Annotated in this window: 17 protein-coding genes and 1 tRNA gene; 15 read left to right on the plus strand and 3 right to left on the minus strand. The window is 56.0% G+C overall.

Annotated elements, in window-relative coordinates:
* The 9 genes from BN1969_RS17535 to BN1969_RS09205 all read left to right on the plus strand — a co-directional run bounded on the left by BN1969_RS17535 (window position 1) and on the right by BN1969_RS09205 (window position 9,743).
* Entirely contained in the window at window positions 1-1,011 is a 1,011-nt protein-coding gene (locus tag BN1969_RS17535) for a TIR domain-containing protein (protein WP_050624031.1), read from the plus strand.
* A gap of 20 nt (window positions 1,012-1,031) precedes the next feature.
* Window positions 1,032-4,316 (plus strand): DEAD/DEAH box helicase family protein, encoded by a 3,285-nt coding sequence (locus BN1969_RS09175; RefSeq protein WP_050624032.1) that lies wholly within the window; start codon window positions 1,032-1,034, stop codon window positions 4,314-4,316.
* A gap of 205 nt (window positions 4,317-4,521) precedes the next feature.
* The gene (locus BN1969_RS18585) at window positions 4,522-4,707 is read left to right on the plus strand and encodes a hypothetical protein (RefSeq protein WP_242850314.1); all 186 of its coding nucleotides are present in this window, start codon (window positions 4,522-4,524) and stop codon (window positions 4,705-4,707) included.
* 461 nt (window positions 4,708-5,168) lie between these two features.
* Window positions 5,169-5,348, plus strand: coding sequence for a hypothetical protein (locus BN1969_RS09185; RefSeq protein WP_050624033.1), 180 nt, complete (start codon window positions 5,169-5,171; stop codon window positions 5,346-5,348).
* Entirely contained in the window at window positions 5,345-5,890 is a 546-nt protein-coding gene (locus BN1969_RS09190) for a helix-turn-helix domain-containing protein (RefSeq protein WP_050624034.1), read from the plus strand. The genes BN1969_RS09185 and BN1969_RS09190 overlap by 4 nt, the downstream gene beginning before the upstream one ends.
* Before the next feature lie 174 nt (window positions 5,891-6,064).
* Complete coding sequence (locus BN1969_RS09195) at window positions 6,065-6,352, plus strand: hypothetical protein (RefSeq protein WP_050624035.1); 288 nt, start codon at window positions 6,065-6,067, stop codon at window positions 6,350-6,352.
* Window positions 6,340-7,419, plus strand: a complete 1,080-nt coding sequence (mobP3, locus tag BN1969_RS18590; protein WP_242850315.1) for a MobP3 family relaxase — start codon at window positions 6,340-6,342, stop codon at window positions 7,417-7,419. The genes BN1969_RS09195 and mobP3 overlap by 13 nt, the downstream gene beginning before the upstream one ends.
* A gap of 177 nt (window positions 7,420-7,596) precedes the next feature.
* Window positions 7,597-8,214: a tetratricopeptide repeat protein gene (locus BN1969_RS18595; RefSeq protein ID WP_242850396.1), complete on the plus strand. Its 618-nt coding sequence runs from the start codon at window positions 7,597-7,599 to the stop codon at window positions 8,212-8,214.
* A 731-nt stretch (window positions 8,215-8,945) separates the two neighbouring features.
* Window positions 8,946-9,743 (plus strand): tyrosine-type recombinase/integrase, encoded by a 798-nt coding sequence (locus BN1969_RS09205; protein WP_242850316.1) that lies wholly within the window; start codon window positions 8,946-8,948, stop codon window positions 9,741-9,743.
* Window positions 9,744-9,837: 94 nt separating this feature from the next.
* Here BN1969_RS09205 and BN1969_RS09210 read toward each other — a convergent pair whose 3' ends face one another.
* Window positions 9,838-10,713, minus strand: coding sequence for an AbiH family protein (locus BN1969_RS09210; protein ID WP_050624036.1), 876 nt, complete (start codon window positions 10,711-10,713; stop codon window positions 9,838-9,840).
* A gap of 273 nt (window positions 10,714-10,986) precedes the next feature.
* Window positions 10,987-11,062 (minus strand) — tRNA-Pro (locus BN1969_RS09215).
* 373 nt (window positions 11,063-11,435) lie between these two features.
* On the opposite strand from BN1969_RS09215, the gene trmB reads away from it, so the two are divergent.
* Window positions 11,436-12,155, plus strand: coding sequence for a tRNA (guanosine(46)-N7)-methyltransferase TrmB (trmB, locus tag BN1969_RS09220; protein WP_242850397.1), 720 nt, complete (start codon window positions 11,436-11,438; stop codon window positions 12,153-12,155).
* Between the two features lie 71 nt (window positions 12,156-12,226).
* Here trmB and glyA read toward each other — a convergent pair whose 3' ends face one another.
* Entirely contained in the window at window positions 12,227-13,468 is a 1,242-nt protein-coding gene (gene glyA, locus BN1969_RS09225; protein ID WP_123059178.1) for a serine hydroxymethyltransferase, read from the minus strand.
* Between the two features lie 311 nt (window positions 13,469-13,779).
* Here glyA and nth point away from each other — a divergent pair, with 311 nt between their 5' ends.
* From nth to BN1969_RS09250, 5 genes are read left to right on the plus strand one after another with little or no spacing between them, the layout of a single operon-like run.
* Window positions 13,780-14,457, plus strand: a complete 678-nt coding sequence (gene nth, locus BN1969_RS09230) for an endonuclease III (protein ID WP_050624038.1) — start codon at window positions 13,780-13,782, stop codon at window positions 14,455-14,457.
* The gene (locus BN1969_RS09235) at window positions 14,454-14,849 is read left to right on the plus strand and encodes a DUF2500 domain-containing protein (RefSeq protein WP_077138741.1); all 396 of its coding nucleotides are present in this window, start codon (window positions 14,454-14,456) and stop codon (window positions 14,847-14,849) included. The genes nth and BN1969_RS09235 overlap by 4 nt, the downstream gene beginning before the upstream one ends.
* Before the next feature lie 33 nt (window positions 14,850-14,882).
* Window positions 14,883-15,527 (plus strand): YczE/YyaS/YitT family protein, encoded by a 645-nt coding sequence (locus BN1969_RS09240; protein WP_050624039.1) that lies wholly within the window; start codon window positions 14,883-14,885, stop codon window positions 15,525-15,527.
* A gap of 15 nt (window positions 15,528-15,542) precedes the next feature.
* Window positions 15,543-16,007 carry a GNAT family N-acetyltransferase gene (locus BN1969_RS09245; RefSeq protein WP_050624040.1) on the plus strand — a complete coding sequence of 155 codons (465 nt, stop codon included), beginning with the start codon at window positions 15,543-15,545 and terminating at the stop codon, window positions 16,005-16,007.
* 48 nt (window positions 16,008-16,055) lie between these two features.
* Window positions 16,056-17,318 carry a replication-associated recombination protein A gene (locus BN1969_RS09250; protein WP_050624041.1) on the plus strand — a complete coding sequence of 421 codons (1,263 nt, stop codon included), beginning with the start codon at window positions 16,056-16,058 and terminating at the stop codon, window positions 17,316-17,318.
* Window positions 17,319-17,399: the final 81 nt, after the last annotated feature.

Genomic DNA, 17,399 nt, shown 5'->3' on the forward strand with positions numbered 1-17,399 from the left:
ATGAACAATACTCTTGAAAAGATTAATCATATTTATCGGCAAATGCAGGATTCTCCTAATCAATTATCAATACTTTTACCACAGATTTATTCTATTGCACTGGAATGTAAGGATTATGAAGGGTTTTGTATACTTTTTTGTTGGGAGAAACCTTTATCAGAAAACAAAGATGGTAATATTTCTCAGTACAACGAAGCTAATAAGATGTTATTAGCTTCTGGGGTAAGCGTCGAGGACATTCACAAATTATCTAAGGAATCATTCGAAAAATATTTGAAAATGAGATATATCGAAGGTGATAAAGTTTTCACATTATCTGCGCGAGAGATGGAGGAGTCTTTTGCTCGGGTGGATAATATGCTATCGGCAACAGATGTTCCTAAAGAACTGCATCCTGTAGATTTATATTTTAGAAGTGAAGCAGCAACAAAGCAAAAGTTATCAATTCTGCAAAATCGACAAATTATAGAAAAACAATACGCAATTTTGCAGGGTTTCATTACATCAAAATTGGCCTATTATGAAATTTTAATTACTCGCGAGATTAGGAAATCGGAGATGGAGAAAAGAGTGAAAAATTCAAAGAAAGTATTTATTATTCATGGACATAGTGAAGCTAAACGGCGTGAACTTGAGTCATTGTTAAGAGACCGTTTTCAGCTGGAGCCTGTGGTCTTATTGGAGCAACCAGACCAAGGTCTGACAATTATTGAGAAGTTCGAAAAATATGCAACTGAATGCGCATATGCTTTTGCGCTGTTTACACCTGATGATATAGTATCAAATGGAGGCAAGCAGTATTTTCAAGCCAGACCTAATGTTATTTTTGAACTCGGATGGTTCTATGCAAATTTGGGTCGTTCAAGAGTGTGTATTCTCGACCAAGCAAGTGAACAAAGCCAAATTTTTTCTGATTTGCAGGGAGTAATGAGGATGCAATTTCAAAATAATGTTAGTGAAAAAATCATTGAAATTGAAAGGGAACTTGAATCTGTCGGTATTATCCAATAGCAATATGCGGAGGTGCCACCATGACCAACTTTGATTTTCTCCTCTCCGACCCTCAACTTGCGACTTTCGGGGAGGTCGCTGTCGCAGCGGAAAAAATCTATGCCATCGACCCGGCGGCCTGTGTGCTGAACTGCCGCCGGTGTATGGAATTTGCTGTCAAATGGATGTACTCCGTGGACGGCGGGTTGGTCATGCCCTACGACGACCGGCTGGCCAGCCTCATGGACACCGAGGACTTCCGATCCATCGTGGACCGGAACCTGTGGCAGCGCCTGAAATACATCCGCCAGACAGGCAACGCCGCCGCCCATACCAGCAGGAAGATCGCCCCGGAGCAGGCCCGGCTGTGCCTGGAAAATCTATGGTACTTCATGGACTTTATCGCCTGCTGCTACGGCACGACTTATACGCCCGGAGAATTTGACCCGGCCCTGCTGGAGCAGCAGACCGCCACCCCGGCTCCCGCTCCCGTGCCGGAGGTGGACCTGTCCGCCCTGATGGAGGAAAACCGGGCGCTGAAAGCAGAACTCACCGCCCGCCGGGAGGAACAGCGGGAGAGCTATGTGCCCAAGCCCCTGGACCTGTCCGAGTACGAGACCCGCAAGTTGTACATTGACGCCATGCTCACCGACGCGGGCTGGACGGAAGGGAAGGACTGGCTCAATGAGGTGGAGCTGCCCGGTATGCCCAACAAGAGCGAGGTGGGCTATGCCGACTATGTGCTCTACGATGATGCCCACCGCCCCCTGGCCGTCATCGAGGCCAAGCGCACCTGTGTGGACCCGTCCAAGGGCCGCCAGCAGGCACAGGAGTACGCCAAAATTCTGGAAAAGAAGTATGGCCGCCGCCCGGTGATCTTCCTCACCAACGGCTTTGACACCCGCCTGGACGACGGGGCCTACCCGGAGCGGAAGGTGGCCGCCTTCTACTCCAAGCGGGATCTGGAGAAGCTCTTCAACCTTCGGGACATGCGGACAAGCCTCAAGTACATCCAGGTGGACCACGCCATCGCGGGACGCTACTATCAGGAGGGGGCAATCAAAGCCACCTGTCAGGCTTTGGCCCAGAACCGCCGGAAGGCCCTGCTGGTCATGGCCACCGGCTCCGGTAAGACCCGCACGGTCATCGCCCTGGTGAAGGTGCTCCTTCAGCACGGCTGGGTAAAGAATGTCCTCTTCCTGGCTGACCGCAACTCCTTGGTCACCCAGGCCAAGCGCAGCTTTGTGAACCTGCTGCCCGACCTCTCCGTGACCAACCTGTGCGAGGAGAAAGACAACTACACCGCCCACTGCGTCTTTTCCACCTATCAAACCATGATGAACTGCATCGACTCGGTGGAGGACGGAGAGGGCAAGCTGTTTACCGTAGGCCACTTTGACCTGGTGATCTGCGACGAGGCCCACCGTTCCATCTACAACAAGTACCGGGACATTTTTAACTACTTCGATGCCCCTCTGGTGGGCCTCACCGCCACCCCTAAAGACGAGATCGATAAGAACACCTATGAGGTCTTTGAACTGGAGAGCGGCGTGTCCACCTACGGCTACGAGTTGGCCCAGGCGGTAAAGGACGGTTTCCTGGTGGACTTCCTCACCGTGGAGAGCAAGCTGAAATTCCTGGAGGAGGGCATTTCCTACGCCGACCTATCCGAGGAGGAAAAGGCGGAGTATGAGGCCACTTTTACTGACGAGAACGGGGAGCTGCCCGAGCGGATTGAGTCCTCCGCCCTCAACGAGTGGCTGTTCAACGAGGACACCATCCGTCTGGCCCTGAACCTGCTGATGACCAATGGCCTGAAGATCGACTACGGGGAGAAGCTGGGCAAGACCATCATCTTCGCCAAGAACCACCGCCACGCCGAAAAAATTCTGGAGGTCTTCGGCAAAGAGTATCCACACCTGCCCGGCTATGCCAAGGTCATCGACAACTACATGACCTACGCCCAGAGCGCCATCGACGAATTCTCTGACCCGAAAAAGCTGCCCCAGATTGCCATCTCCGTGGACATGCTGGATACCGGCATTGATGTACCCGAGGTGCTGAACCTGGTGTTCTTCAAGAAGGTTATGAGCAAGGCGAAGTTCTGGCAGATGATCGGCCGGGGTACCCGTTTGTGTCCGGGGTTGATAGACGGGGAGGACAAAACCAAGTTCTACATCTTCGACCTGTGCGGCAACTTTGAGTTCTTCCGAATGAACAAGGGCAAGGCCACTGCCAACCAGATGGCCCTGCAAAGTGCCATCTTCTATCTGAAAGCCCAGATCGTCTACAAGCTCCAGGACCTGGCCTATCAGACTGAAGACCTGATTCCATTCCGGGAGAAGCTGGTGGAGGAGATGCTGGCCAAGGTGCAGCAGCTGGACCGGGAGAACTTCGCCGTGCGGCAGCACCTGCGGTATGTGGAGAAGTTCGCCGACCCGGCGAGCTACCAGGCCCTCAGCTATGAGGATACGCTTCATCTGAAAGAGGAAGTGGCCCCCCTGCTCCAGCCGGATATGGACGAGGCCAGCGCCGTGCGGTTCGACGCGCTGATGTACGGGATCGAGCTGGCTTATCTGGTGGGCAAGACCTATAAGAAAGCCCGAAAGGACCTGGTGAAGAAGGTCAGCGGCGTGGCCAGCGTGGCCAACATCCCGGAGATCCGGGCCCAATCGGAACTCATCGAGAAGATCCTGCATACCGACTATCTGGACAACGCCGGGATCAACGAGTTTGAGCATATCCGGGAGTGCCTGCGGAATCTGATGAAGTATCTGCCCCACGACGGCGCGATTTACAACACCAATTTTACGGACGATATCCTCTCCGTGGAGTGGAAGGAGTCGGAGCTGGAGAACGACGACCTGAAAAACTACAAGGCCAAGGCGGAGTTCTATGTGCGCCAGCATCAGGACAAGCCCGCCATCGCCAAGCTGCGCTCCAATGTGCCGTTGACGGCGGAGGATGTAAAGGAGTTGGAGTCCATCCTCTGGAGTGAGATGGGCACCAGACAAGACTATGAGGCCGAGGTGGGGCAGAAACCTCTGGGGGAGTTCGTCCGGGAGATCGTAGGTATGGATATGAACGCCGCCAAGGAGGCCTTTGCCCAATACTTAAACGATGTCAACCTGGACAGCCGGCAGATCTACTTCGTCAACCAGATTGTGGAGTATATTGTCCATAATGGAGTCATGAAGGATCTGTCTGTGCTTCAGGAACCGCCCTTTACAGATCGTGGAAGTATCGTGGAGATTTTCACAGATCTGTCCCTGTGGGCTGGGATCAAAAGTGTCATCGACCGGATCAATGCCAACGCCGCGGCATAGATTAAGCCGCAGGAATAAAAAAGAGGGAGAGTCGGTCTTCATTAGCTCAGAGATTCTTGACCTGTTCCTTAGTTAGAACCGCAGGCGTAATAGAATGTGACCCTCAAATTCTACGGGGGAATAAAACAAAGAAAAGCCTCTTCCATTTACAACGGTTCCGTGCTCCGCTGTACTGAGGGCAGGAAGACAAATAGGGGGTGACCAGATGACAGAAAGAAAAATCCGTGCCGGGTACTACCGGCGGTACGATGGCAAGGTGGTCTATGTGGCCTCGCTGGCCACCGACGTCGACACCGGCGAGGAAAGTGTCATCTGGACCACCTATCCCTTCGCAGATGCTCCCAAGTACTACACCTCCAGCAAAAGTCCTTCTGCGCTTTTATCGAGGTGAACGGCGAGCGGAAAGCTAAGTATAAGCGATTGCTCAATATGAAGATCTCAGGGGAAGCCATAGAGCGGCTGGAGGAAGAAGGCTTCCGGGGACCGGTTCGTGGATGGCCTGTCCATTCGCAAGTAGGCAGAAGCCCATCAACTGAACCGTGGCAGCGTGGACTATCAGCAAAAGAAATTCTTCTTTGCCCTGGCTCGTCTGCTGAAAGAACGAGATGAGGCGGAGGGTACATGCCGACTGCGGAAACCAGCACATAAGTAAATAATCCAACCTAAAACGGAGCGCCTGCTACAAAGCAGACGCTCCGTTTTTCTGTCAAATGTATGTCAATAGGATGTGATTTCCCCAATACAAGTAGAGAGGCAACTCGGACACCATCCAAACATTATGTCAAATCTATGTCACACGCAAATGTTCGCGGCTAAAGAAGTAGAGGGAGTTTTGAAAAGGAGATGATCAACATGAAAGTATCTGTCTGCAAAAACCACAACGAGGCAAAGGTGCCGGGCACATCACCGTCCAGTGGGTATGAACTGATGCACCAACTGGATTCCCCAGTGCTGCGCGTGGGTAGCCGCATGGTAGTGCCGAAAGAAAAGTGCATTCAGTGGATGGAGGAGCTTACGGGAGGTGCTATATGAAGTTCCAACAGTGGCCTAAACGAGATCCCGACAAAAACTATTTCAAGGTCCCCAACGAAGTATTTCACATCGGTCTCAGTTACCCGGAGATCTCCATCTACTGCTATCTGCTGAGCATTGAGGACAGAGAAACCTACCAGTGCTACCCCAGCGACAAGACCATCGGCAAGGCGCTGGGTATGAGTGAGAACACCGTGAGTAAGTATGTGCGCAGCCTGGAGGCGAAACGTCTCATCCGCACTGAGCCGACGATGGTGCGGAGCAAAGACGACAGACCCCTCAACGGAAACCTGATCTACACTATCCGTCCGATCCAGGCGGCAGTCGAATTATTCTACGAGCGGCAGTTCCAGCAACTGGAGGAGGATGCCGCCCGTCAAAGGGTGGCGGAACGCCTCACAGAATTGGCCCTTGAAAGCCCCCAGAACGCCCTGTGTACGCCTTTCGGAGAGGAAGGGAGTCCCAGTACCAATCCGGGGTTGGAGGCCCAAGTTGGCCCGCTTTCGGAGGAAATCTCAAGGACGAAAGAAAAAGCAGGATAAACGACGGGGTCGCAAGCGCCCCCGTCAGAAGCACCTCTGCCCGCAGTGCGGGCAGTTGCGGGGATTGGAAATGGGGTCAAAATCCGGGCAGTGATATCATCTCTGCGGTCACAATCCCCGAAAGCCTACTGCCACAAGGAAAAAACAGAGGTCAACCCCCGGAAAGGAGTCAATATGAGCAAAAAAGAGAAATTCCCACTCTACCTCTCTCCGGAGAAAAAGGCCATCCTGGAGCGCCGGTATCAGGAGGACGGGAGCCGGAGCATCACCGCCTTCATTGAGCGGGCGGTGGAGCAGGACATGGTGGCCGGTATCCTCGTCGACGAATACCAGTTCGGCAGCGAGGATCTGCGCCGGCGGCGGGCGGAGAGCGTTCAAAATGTGCGGAAAACCAATGGCCGCATCTCGCTGGAGCAGCGGGTGCGTGGAGCCTGGGGGGAGGACGATGAGTGGCAGGATTGATCGTGAAAAGCCCCTATCTCAAGTGCGGTGGCGGCAGTGAGGTTAGCGGCTATCTGAGGTACATCGGCACACGGGAACGGGTGGAGATCCTCCCGGATGACCGCCCGCCCACCTGGAAACAGGAGCAGCTTATCACAAAACTGACCAAGGATTTCCCGGAGGCCAAGGAACTGGGTGAGTATTCCGATTACAAAGACAAGCCCACCAAGGCTAATGCCTCGGTCTTTATCACCCGAGCACTGGAGGGGAACTGGTCTCAAGTTCAGCAATCAGATGGCTACATGAAGTACATTGCCACCCGGCCTCGAGCGGAGCGGCTTAGTGACCACGGGCTCTTTGGTGATGAGGAGACTGTGAATTTGGAACAGGCCATGCAGGAACTGGACCAGTACAACGGGAATGTGTGGACGCATATCCTCTCCCTGAAGCGTGAGGACGCTGCGCGTCTTGGCTATGACAACGCCAAAGCGTGGCGGAACCTGCTCCGAGCAAATCGCAATGAAGTCGCTGCCGCTATGAACATCCAACCAAATCACTTCCGCTGGTACGCTGCCTTCCACGATGAGGGCAAGCATCCCCATATCCACATGATGGCGTGGTCGACGGTGACAGGCGAGGCATATCTTACGCGGGATGGTATCCGCAACATCAAATCTGCGCTCACCAATCAGATATTCAAACAGGAGATGCTCCACACCTATGAGCAGAAGTCACAGTCGCGAGACGAGCTGGTGCGGGAGGCTCGTCTCGCAATCCGACAGCTCACCCAGGAGATGGTGCAAAGCATCTGTACGGCTCCTGAGATTGCGCAGAAGATGGAGCAACTGGCCGGACAACTGGAAACGGTCAAGGGCAAAAAATCCTATGGCTACCTCCCCAAGTCCGTGAAGAAAACCGTGGACGAGGTAGTGGACAAGTTGGAGGAGCTGCCGGTAGTGCGTGAGTGCTGCGACCGGTGGTGCAGGCTCCAGGGCGAGGTGGAGAGTTACTACCACGACAAACCCAGAGAACAGAAAAAGCTGTCCCAGGAGAAAGAGTTCCGGCAGATCAAAAACGCTGTCATCTAGGAGGCGGAGCGCATCCGGCTGGGCGAAATCTCTTTCAAGGACGATGGCATATCTCAAACTGATGAACTGGAACAGGCGCGAGATGAATCCCATGCCTGCCGGGAGCTGTGGCGAATCATTCGGAACGAGGACATTTCTCTGGACTACCGTGACCGGGCGGCAGATAAGTTGGAACAGGTGGCGGAGTGTGGCGACGCCTATGCGCAATACCGAATGGGACAACTCTACCGGGACGGCCCTCTGCTGATCCCGGACAACCGCAAGGCAAAGCACTGGCTCACCCAGGTGGCAAAACAGGGGTTATCGGAAGCACAGTACTCCCTTGGCAAGCTGCTCCTCTCTGACGATTGGGAGGTGCGGGACCCGGACGAGGGCATCCGCTGGCTGAGACAAGCGGCGGAAAACGGAAGCCACTTTGTTGCTTACCGTCTGGGCAAAGAGTATCTGGAGGGGAACGCTGTCAACAAGGACACCGCCAGAGCGGCGGATTGGTTCACCAAATCGGCGGAGGCGGGAAACCAGTACGCTCAGTACATGCTGGGAAAGCTGTACCTAATGGGACAGGGGCTTCCACGGAATCAGGCACAGGCGATGGTGTGGTTCAACCATTCCGCCGCCCAAGGAAATCAGTATGCTCAGTTTTTCCTGGAGCAGAGAAACAATCTCCACCAGCCCTCTGTGATGCTGGCGGTCACCCAGCTGCTCTATCACATGAGCCGAATCTTTGAAGATCATGCCCTGCCCCAGTCTGGGACTGGACTGCACATCGACCGGAAGAGCCGGCGAAGCTCATAGAGAAGCGCATTGCTATGGGCCACAAGCCGGATGACCATGAGGAGCAGTGGCCTGAAATGACCATGTAAGCGGCGCAGAAAATGAGCCGCAAAGCAAAGAATAAAATCCCTTTCGACGGAAGGGTAGAAAGGAATCCGATGAAACGATCCAAGTATAATTCTTTCAATGAACTCCCCCTGATGCTGACTGTACAGGATGTAGCCGATGTACTGGGAATCGGGCTGGCCCACGCCTATGAGGTGGCCCACCGGCAGGATTTCCGCACCATTACTCTGGGCAGCCGGATCATTTCCCCCGTGATAAGTTCATGGAGTGGATCGATGAGCAGGCGGCCAAAAAGACGGAAATATTTTAGTGGCTATTTCAAAGATTCTGTGGTATTTGTTTGTGTTGCAATAAGCGCCCGCAGGCGCAATGCATGCGAGCAACCGAGCGAAGCGAGGCGCTTAGCGAGTCGTAAAGGAGGGCAAAGAAACGAGCAAATGGCGAGGGCAGCATCCGGAAAAAGCCCAACAGCCGCTGGGAGGGCCGATACACACAGGGCATCGACCCCAGCACCGGCCGCGCTATTCAGAAAAGCGTGTCCGCCAGGACGCAGGCCGAGTGTAAGGAAAAGCTGGCGAAAGCCATCCGGGACAACCGGGGCATCCCGGTGAACCACTCAGAAGATGTACAATGATTCTAAAACCAAGGGGCGGGTGTAGCGCTTCGAGAAGCAGACCAACACGGAATTGTCCGGAAGTACGGTACGGCGCATCCACATGGTGCTGGCTGCGGCGCTGAAACAGGCGGTCAAGGAGCGGATCATTCCATACAACCCCTGCGACAACTGCCGCATCCCGCCCAAGGAGAAAAAGGAGATGGCCATCATCCTGCCGGAGAAGCTGGGGGTATATCTTGGCGAGGCGGAGAAGTACGGTGTCCTGCCCATGTTCTTCCTGGAGCTATTCAGCGGCCTGCGGCGCGGGGAGCTGCTGGCACTCCAGTGGGATGACCTGAATGTAAAAGACCGGATCTTATCGGTGAGCAAGCAAGTCACTCGGATCGACGGTGAACTGGTGGTGACAGAGCCGAAAACCAAGAACTCTGTCCGCAAGGTGGCGCTGTCTCAGCAGGCGGTGGATATGCTGGTGCGGGAGCATGAACAGCACCCTGACAATCCTATCCTGTTCCGATCACCCCGCACCGGTGGCTACTGGAGCCCGGACGCGGTGTCCAGGATCAACCGGAAACTGCTGGCGAAGGCGGGCATCGAGGAGCATATTCGCTTCCATGATCTGCGCCATACTTTCGCTACGATGGCCCTATCCAGCGGTGTGGATGTAAAGACGCTGTCCAGTATGCTGGGCCACTTCAGCGCCGGTTTCACCCTTGATACCTATACGCACATCACTAATGATATGCAGAGAGGTGCTGCTGAGAAAATCGGCGGCTTCATGGAAACGGCCACAGCCAAGCCGGAACCCGAGCCGCCTGATTCGACGGAGGAGACCCGGTGCAAGGTGATACCGTTCGAAAAGGTCGGCTAAAAACAACAGATACCCACGGGACAGAGCTCTGTCCCGTGGGCATCAATTTTCTGCCGAGAGGAAAATTTACTTATTTTTTGCGTAGGACAACGAATTACCACCTAATATAGTTCACATCTGCGTGGTATTCGGCTGCGTAACTTTCAAAGTTTCTTCTGCTTTCAATATCATAGTAATAAAAATCTATAGACTTTGCATACCTGAGGATTTCACGAACATACATGGAATCTTGTGGCCCGCAAGACAGCCCCATGATAACCACTTTGTCATAGAGCGGAATGCTCGAAAATACGCCTGCATACTCAGATAATATTCTTTCGCTGTTTTTAAAATACTGGACAGCAGCAAGTTCAAGCACATCATTTACTGCGTTTTTTGTTGTTGTCTCTCTGTAGTCGAAATCTTCATCTTCAATGATGACAAAGGTATTCGGTTCCTGGTAATCATTGTGACCCAACACGAGTTTCTGACCAACAGTACCGTGTATATGGGCGATGTTATAATTAACAGAGGGAAAACTATCTTCAATGGTCGTGGTATAGTTGAAAGTCAGAACAAAGTCACCTTTCTGCGGCCTGAAATATTGGTCAGGTACTATGTGCGTATTAAAACCTCTAATCCACAAATCAAAATGATCTTTCAAAACTTGGATGTACTTGTTGTAGTATTCTACATTCCAAGAGGGACTGTCCCAGTAACCTGCACGATCATCATCAGTCTCTGCATCATCCATCGCCTCATCATAGAGTTCATCGGCATCCAAGTAGTTAAAGACTTGCAACATATCCTCGAATTTGGACCAAGTGTCAATGTCTTCCGGGGAGAAATTGCCTCGTTCAAAGAAAAGCTGGTCCACCTTGCTTACCAGTTCCCAATATCCATTTTCAAGTAAAAATACTTTAAAATTGTTATAGGTTGTATTCAAACCATAGTGGAGGTCAAACCCATTTCCAATCACATAAAAGGTCATACAATCACCAAATCCTTGTTGTATTTATCAATCATGTACATTATAGGGAGTAGCGCACTTGAATTCAAGTTCCCATCGTATCTGTGGCGAAAATACTCAAGTTGCGCTTGTTAGGGATTGGTTAGGGATTTAGCGGTTTCGGCAGCTATCCTCGCCCATGATTCCGCCGCTTTTTGGCACCTTGATTTCCCTATAAACATCAATCTCCAAAAGAGCAAAAAAGAACTAAAAACGCAGAAAAACCGCCTATTTAGGCGGTTTTTCTAAGAAAAGTGGTCCGAGTGGAGCGATTCGAACGCTCGGCCCCGTGAACCCAAATCACGTGCGCTACCAACTGCGCTACACCCGGATATTCAGTTTTCCTGCATGATACCATGCGGAGAAGGAAAAAGCAAGTTTTTCGTGTCTGTGGGCGGTGCTGTGGTCAAGCCCGATTTTTCGGAAGTTTTTCAACCGGGGAATTTCCACCACAATCTACTGTCCCAAGGACTTCCGGGATCTCGCTTTCAAGGGAATGGATAGGTCATCTATCCTCCCAAAGCAAGTGCGCTACCAACTGCGCTACACCCGGATAATTTGATTTTCCTGTAAGGAGTCAGTGCTCTGCAGATAAAGACTGCTACTGTTTCATAGTATAATATAAACGAGAAAAGATTGCAAGTATTCTTTTCTTATGTTAAGATAGGGGACGACTTCCGACATGAGGTGACTGAGCTGTGAGAATGAGAAAAAAGCCCAATCTGATCCCACGGATGGACCGATGCCGGGACCGGATGATCCCAGATCCGGTGGAGCTGCGGGGACACTGGCGGGACCTGATGCCCCAGGCGCGGGAACTGCGGGTAGAGCTGGGATGCGGGAAGGGACGCTTTACCGCAGAGACCGCAGGGCTGGAGCCGGATGTCCTGTTCGTGGCGGTGGAGCGGGTGCCGGATGCCATGATCGTGGCGATGGAGCGGGTGGTGGAGAAAGGGCTGTCCAATGTCTTTTTTGTGGACGGGGATGCGGCTCGCCTGCGGGACTATTTTTCCCCGGGGGAGGCCGACCGGATCTACATCAATTTCTGCGACCCATGGCCCTCCAACAAGCACGCCCGGCGGCGGCTCACCCACGAGAACTTCTTGGTGCTGTACCGGGGGGTCCTGCGGGACGGGGGACAGATCCACTTCAAGACGGACAACCGGGAGCTGTTTGAGTACTCCCTGTTCCAATTCCCCAAAGCGGGCTATGAGCTGTCTGAGGTGACCCGGGACCTGCATGGGAACGGGGTCTGCGGGATCATGACGGATTATGAGGAGAAGTTCCATGATTTGGGGACGCCCATCAACCGCTGCGTGGGGACCAAACTGCACCTGGAGCAGGAGCCGAAGTTTCGGCCCATCGCCGGGCCCCGGGATCTGGCGCCGCAGGACGGCGGCAAGGTGCTGGCGGAGGACCGATAAAGAAAAAGCAGTACCGCGGCGGCCTTTTCCGCCGCGGTACTGTTTTCTGATAGACCGCTGTATGTCCGGCCTTACTGCCCCTGATAGAGGGGATATTTCCCGGTCAGCTCCTTGACTTGGGCCCGCAGGCTGTCGATCTTGTCCTCAAAATCGGCCTGGGCGGCCTGACAGATCAGCCGGCCCACGGTCCGCATCTCCTCCTCCCGGAAGCCGCGGGAGGTAACGGCGGGGGTGCCCACCCGGATGCCGGAGGTGACGAAGGGCTTTTCCGGGTCATTGGGGATGGCGTTTTTATTGACAGTGATATATACCTCATCAAGACGGTGCTCCATCTCCTTGCCGGTGAGATGGGCAGGGCGCAGGTCTACCAGCATCAGGTGGTTGTCCGTGCCGCCGGAGACCAGGTCCAGGCCGCCCTCCATAATGGACTCTGCCAGGACGGCAGCGTTTTTGACGATCTGCTGCTGATAGGCCTTAAATTCCGGCCGGAGTGCTTCGCCCAGCGCCACCGCCTTGGCGGCGATGATGTGCTCCAGGGGGCCGCCCTGGGAGCCGGGGAAGATGGCGGAGTTCAGCTTTTTGGCGATCTCCGGATCGTTGCACAGCAACATGCCGCCCCTGGGTCCGCGGAGGGTCTTGTGGGTGGTGGTGGAGACCACGTCGGCGTAGGGGATAGGGGATGGATGGAGCCCGGCGGCCACCAGGCCGGCGATGTGAGCCATGTCCACGAACAGGTAGGCCCCCACCTCGTGGGCGATCTCCGCGAAGCACTGGAAGTCAATGATACGGGGATAAGCGGAGGCACCGGCGATGATCATTTTGGGGCGGTGACGTCTGGCCAGATCTCGAACCTGGTCATAGTCGATGCGGTGGGTTACGGGGTCTACGCCGTAGGCCACCATTTTGTACTGCTTCCCGGAGAAGTTGACGGGGGAGCCGTGGGTCAGGTGGCCGCCATTGTCCAGGCTCATGCCCAAGACGGTGTCGCCATACTGGCAGAGGGCTTGGTAGACAGCGTAGTTTGCCTGTGCGCCGGAATGGGGCTGTACATTGGCAAAGCCGGCGCCGAAGAGCTGCCTGGCCCGCTGGATGGCGATGTCCTCCACTACATCTACGCACTGGCAGCCGCCGTAATACCGTTTTCCAGGGTAGCCCTCCGCGTATTTGTTGGTGAGCACCGTACCGGCAGCGGCCAGCACGGCGGAGCTGACCACGTTCTCCGAGGCGATGAGTTCGATGTTCTGCTGCTGGCGGTCATATTCCGCCTGAATTGCCCTGCCGACCTCGGGGTCGGCGGCGGTGATGAAATCCATGGCTTCCTGGACCAATGGGAACACTCCTTTGTCAGTTGATGCCCGGCGGAGCCGGGGCCGTCTTCCCTATTATAGCAGATGGGGCGGAAATTACAATGAAAATAGGGAAGAAAGGGAGAGCTTGCTTTACAAGGACCGGGGTGCTGGTGTAAGATATGGGGGAAGAAGCCCCGATGTAAAGACCAACAGGGGAGAGGCCGTCCTGACCTTTGGCCCCTCTGACTGGGAGCGGGAGTGAGGGGCGCAGGCCCCGGATATGACAGGACAGGCCTCGCCTAAAGGGCGGAGCGGTCCGAAAGGTGTGAGACAGGATGAAAACCATAGAAGAGATCTGGAGCATTGTCAATGGGCTGAAGGAGCTCTACCCGGATGGGGTCTGCTCTCTGGATTACAGAAAGGACTATGAGCTGCTGTTCTCGGTGCGTCTGGCGGCTCAGTGCACCGATGAGCGGGTGAACAAGGTGACACCGGCCCTCTATGCCCGCTTCCCTACCCTGGAGGCGCTGGCGGAGGCGGACATCGCGGAGGTGGAGAGGTACATCCACTCCACCGGCTTTTTCCGGGCCAAGGCGAAGGACATCGTGCTGGCCTCCCAGATGCTTCTGCGGGACTACGGAGGGCGGGTGCCGGACACCATGGAGGAGCTGCTGAAGCTGCCCGGGGTGGGCCGGAAGACGGCCAACCTGATCCTGGGGGACGTGTACCACACCCCGGGGGTGGTAGTGGCGGATACTCACTGCATCCGCATTTCCGGCCTTCTGGGCCTGACCGACGGCACCAAGGACCCGGGAAAGGTGGAGCAGCAGCTGCGGGCCATCCTGCCGCCGGAGGAGTCCAACGACTTCTGCCACCGGCTGGTGCTCCACGGGCGTGCTGTGTGCATCGCACGCCGTCCCCAGTGCCAGAGCTGCGTCCTGCGGCCCTGGTGTGACCACTTCGCAAAGAGCGGGCAGACAGCCCGGGGGACAGAAGGGAGAGAGCCAGCATGATCGGATACGGCGGATTCGGCATGGCCAACGCCATGTTCACCATTGTCCCCATTTTTATCGGGGTTGTCTTCGTGCTGATCCTGGCGGGCATTGCAGTCCAAGCGGTCCGTGGGGCCGCCCAGTGGAAGCGGAACAACGACGCCCCGGTGCTGACAGTGGAGGCGGAGGTGGCGGCCAAGCGCATGGACGTGCGCACCTACCGCCACGGGGGGACTGAGCACAGCAGGAGACATGCCTCCAGCCGGACCTATTACTACGCCACTTTTCAGGTGGAGAGCGGGGACCGGATGGAGCTGGAAGTGCCCGACATGGAGTACGGCCTTCTGGTGGAGGGGGACCGGGGGCGGCTGACCTTCCAGGGCACCCGCTTTCAGGGGTTCCGCCGCACATGAGTGGAAAGACCGAATGAGGGGAGAAGCGGACCAGTGGAAAAAGTGAATCGCTGGATCTTTTATATTCTGGGAATGGTGGTCCTGGCGGCGGGGATCACCCTGAACACAAAGACGGGGCTGGGGGTATCTCCCATCATCTCAGTGGCCTACTGTGTGTCCCAGATCTTTGAGCTGAATTTCGGCGACATGACCTTTGTGCTCTACGGGATCTTTGTGGTGGTGCAGCTGTTTCTCCGGGAGCGGCGGGAGCGGCTGGCCACACTGCTGCAATTTCCCCTGAGCCTGGTGTTCAGCCGGCTGCTGAATCTGTGCAGCGCCTGCATCCCCTATCAGGCGGCGGCCCACAGCCTGCCGGAAAATCTGGCGGTGCTGGCCCTGGCCATCGTGCTGACGGGGGTGGGGGTGGCCCTCACCGTCAACATGCGGCTGGTCCCCAACCCGGGGGACGGCATCGTCCAGGCGGTGGCCCAGAGGATGGGCCGGGATCAGGGCTTTGCCAAGAACGTGTTTGATTTGGGCTGCGTGGCAGCAACGGTGTGCCTGGGCCTGCTGCTGACCGGGCGGATCGTGGGGATCGGCCTGGGCACTCTGCTGGCCATGGTGGGGGTTGGGCGGGTGATCGCCCTGGTAAACCATTGGACCAAAGCGGGCATGTGCCGGCTGGCCGGCGTAGCATAAACGGGAGGACAAGAAATGAGCGGAAAAGGATCAGAGGCCCGGCTGACCCACGGCGGGGACCCGCGCTTCCGGGAGCTGGTCCGGGCGATGGACCGGGAGTATGGGGAGCGGTTTGGGGCAGCGGCCCTGAAGTGCCGGAGCTGCCACGGCCTGGATGACATCCGGCAGGCCTGCCTGCTCCTGCGGGACGGGCAGGTGGTGGCCTGCGGCGCCTTCCGGGCGATGGAGGAGGGCACAGCGGAACTGAATCGGGTCTATGTCCGTTCAGAACACCGCCGCCGGGGGTGTGCCAGGCAGGTGGTGGAGGTGTTGGAGCTCCAGGCCCTGTTTCAGGGCTTTGGCCGCATGGTGATGGAGATAGGCCGGGATATTCCGGAAGCGATATCCCTTTACAGAAAAATGGGATACCGGGAGATCGAGCCTTTCACCATCTTTGCGGACAACAAGGACACCCTGTGCATGGAAAAGGAGCTGCTGTGAGCGGCGGGTCCAGGGGCGGGCGCCCCTGGAGGGAAAGGGAGTGTTGGAATGGCTTACCGGCCATTGGCAGATGAGATACGGCCCCAGACCCTGGATGAAGTGGTGGGGCAGAAGCATATTTTAGGCAGGGAGGGCCTGCTCCGCCGGATCATCGAGGGGGGTGACATCCCCAACCTGATCTTTTACGGTCCCTCGGGTACCGGAAAGACCACGGTGGCCAACATCATCGCCCGGCGGACCAACCGGCCCCTGCACCGGCTGAACGCCACTACCGCATCCATCAGTGACATCAAAGAGATCATCGCAGACATCGGGACCCTGATGGCCCCGGAAGGAGTTCTCCTTTACCTGGATGAGATCCAGTATTTCAACAAGAAGCAGCAGCAGTCCCTGCTGGAGTTCATGGAGAACGGCAAGATCACCCTCATTGCCTCCACCACGGAGAACCCCTTTTTCTACGTGTTCGGGGCAGTGCTCTCCCGGTCCACCGTGTTCGAGTTCAAGCCCATCACCGCGGAGGACGCCCTGCCCGCCATCGACCGAGGGGTGTCCATCCTGGAGGGGCGCCTGGGGGGCGGATTGGTGCTGGAGGAGGGGGTGCGGGAGCACATTGCTGCCTCCTGCGGCGGTGACATCCGAAAGGCCATGAACGCCCTGGAGCTGCTGGCCTCGGCGGCGAAAAGGGAGCAAGGAAAATTCCTTGTCACTTTGTCGGACGCCCAGACGGCGGCCCAGAAGTCCGCTATGCGGTATGATCGGGAGGGGGACAATCACTTTGATATTGCCTCCGCCCTGATGAAATCTATGCGAGGTTCAGACCCGGATGCGGCGGTCCATTATCTGGCCCGGCTGCTGGAGGCGGGGGACCTGATCACGGCCATCCGCCGCATCCTCTGCTCTGCCAGTGAGGACATCGGCCTGGCCTATCCCCAGGCGGTGCCCATCGTAAAGGCCTGCGTGGACAGCGCCCTTCAGCTGGGGCTGCCTGAGGCAAGGCTGCCGCTGGCCCAGGCGGCCATCCTTCTGGCAACCGCTCCCAAGTCCAACACGGCCTGCATGGCCATTGACGCGGCTATGGCCGACGTGAAGGCAGGACTGGCGGGGGACATCCCACGGGAGCTCCAGAATGTCCATGCCGACTCGGCGGGGATGGAGCGGGAGCAGGGCTACCTCTACCCCCATAACTTCCCGGGCCACTGGGTGCGGCAGCAGTACCTGCCCAATGAGCTGAAAGACAGAAAATATTATCAGTACGGGGACAACAAGACAGAGCAGGCCGCCCGACGCTACTGGGAGGAGATCAAGAAATAGGAGACCGCCCCCAGCGGGCGCTGTTGAGGCCAAAGGCCCCGCGGGCGGATAGCATCCGCCCGCGGGGCCTTTACTGGAAAG

The organism is Clostridium phoceensis, assembly GCF_001244495.1.
In the GTDB taxonomy this organism is placed as follows: Bacteria; Bacillota; Clostridia; order Oscillospirales; family Oscillospiraceae; genus Lawsonibacter; species Lawsonibacter asaccharolyticus.

What these genes read in the sequence shown, in the direction of transcription:
- BN1969_RS09195 (WP_050624035.1), top strand. Translation starts at nt 6,065, where the DNA reads ATGAGCAAAAAAGAGAAATTCCCACTCTACCTCTCTCCGGAGAAAAAG.
- BN1969_RS09250 (WP_050624041.1), top strand. Translation starts at nt 16,056, where the DNA reads ATGGCTTACCGGCCATTGGCAGATGAGATACGGCCCCAGACCCTGGAT.
- BN1969_RS09245 (WP_050624040.1), top strand. Translation starts at nt 15,543, where the DNA reads ATGAGCGGAAAAGGATCAGAGGCCCGGCTGACCCACGGCGGGGACCCG.
- BN1969_RS09235 (WP_077138741.1), top strand. Translation starts at nt 14,454, where the DNA reads ATGATCGGATACGGCGGATTCGGCATGGCCAACGCCATGTTCACCATT.
- BN1969_RS09185 (WP_050624033.1), top strand. Translation starts at nt 5,169, where the DNA reads ATGAAAGTATCTGTCTGCAAAAACCACAACGAGGCAAAGGTGCCGGGC.
- BN1969_RS18585 (WP_242850314.1), top strand. Translation starts at nt 4,522, where the DNA reads ATGACAGAAAGAAAAATCCGTGCCGGGTACTACCGGCGGTACGATGGC.
- glyA (WP_123059178.1), bottom strand. Translation starts at nt 13,468, where the DNA reads ATGGATTTCATCACCGCCGCCGACCCCGAGGTCGGCAGGGCAATTCAG.
- BN1969_RS09175 (WP_050624032.1), top strand. Translation starts at nt 1,032, where the DNA reads ATGACCAACTTTGATTTTCTCCTCTCCGACCCTCAACTTGCGACTTTC.
- nth (WP_050624038.1), top strand. Translation starts at nt 13,780, where the DNA reads ATGAAAACCATAGAAGAGATCTGGAGCATTGTCAATGGGCTGAAGGAG.
- BN1969_RS09210 (WP_050624036.1), bottom strand. Translation starts at nt 10,713, where the DNA reads ATGACCTTTTATGTGATTGGAAATGGGTTTGACCTCCACTATGGTTTG.
- BN1969_RS09190 (WP_050624034.1), top strand. Translation starts at nt 5,345, where the DNA reads ATGAAGTTCCAACAGTGGCCTAAACGAGATCCCGACAAAAACTATTTC.
- trmB (WP_242850397.1), top strand. Translation starts at nt 11,436, where the DNA reads ATGAGAAAAAAGCCCAATCTGATCCCACGGATGGACCGATGCCGGGAC.
- BN1969_RS17535 (WP_050624031.1), top strand. Translation starts at nt 1, where the DNA reads ATGAACAATACTCTTGAAAAGATTAATCATATTTATCGGCAAATGCAG.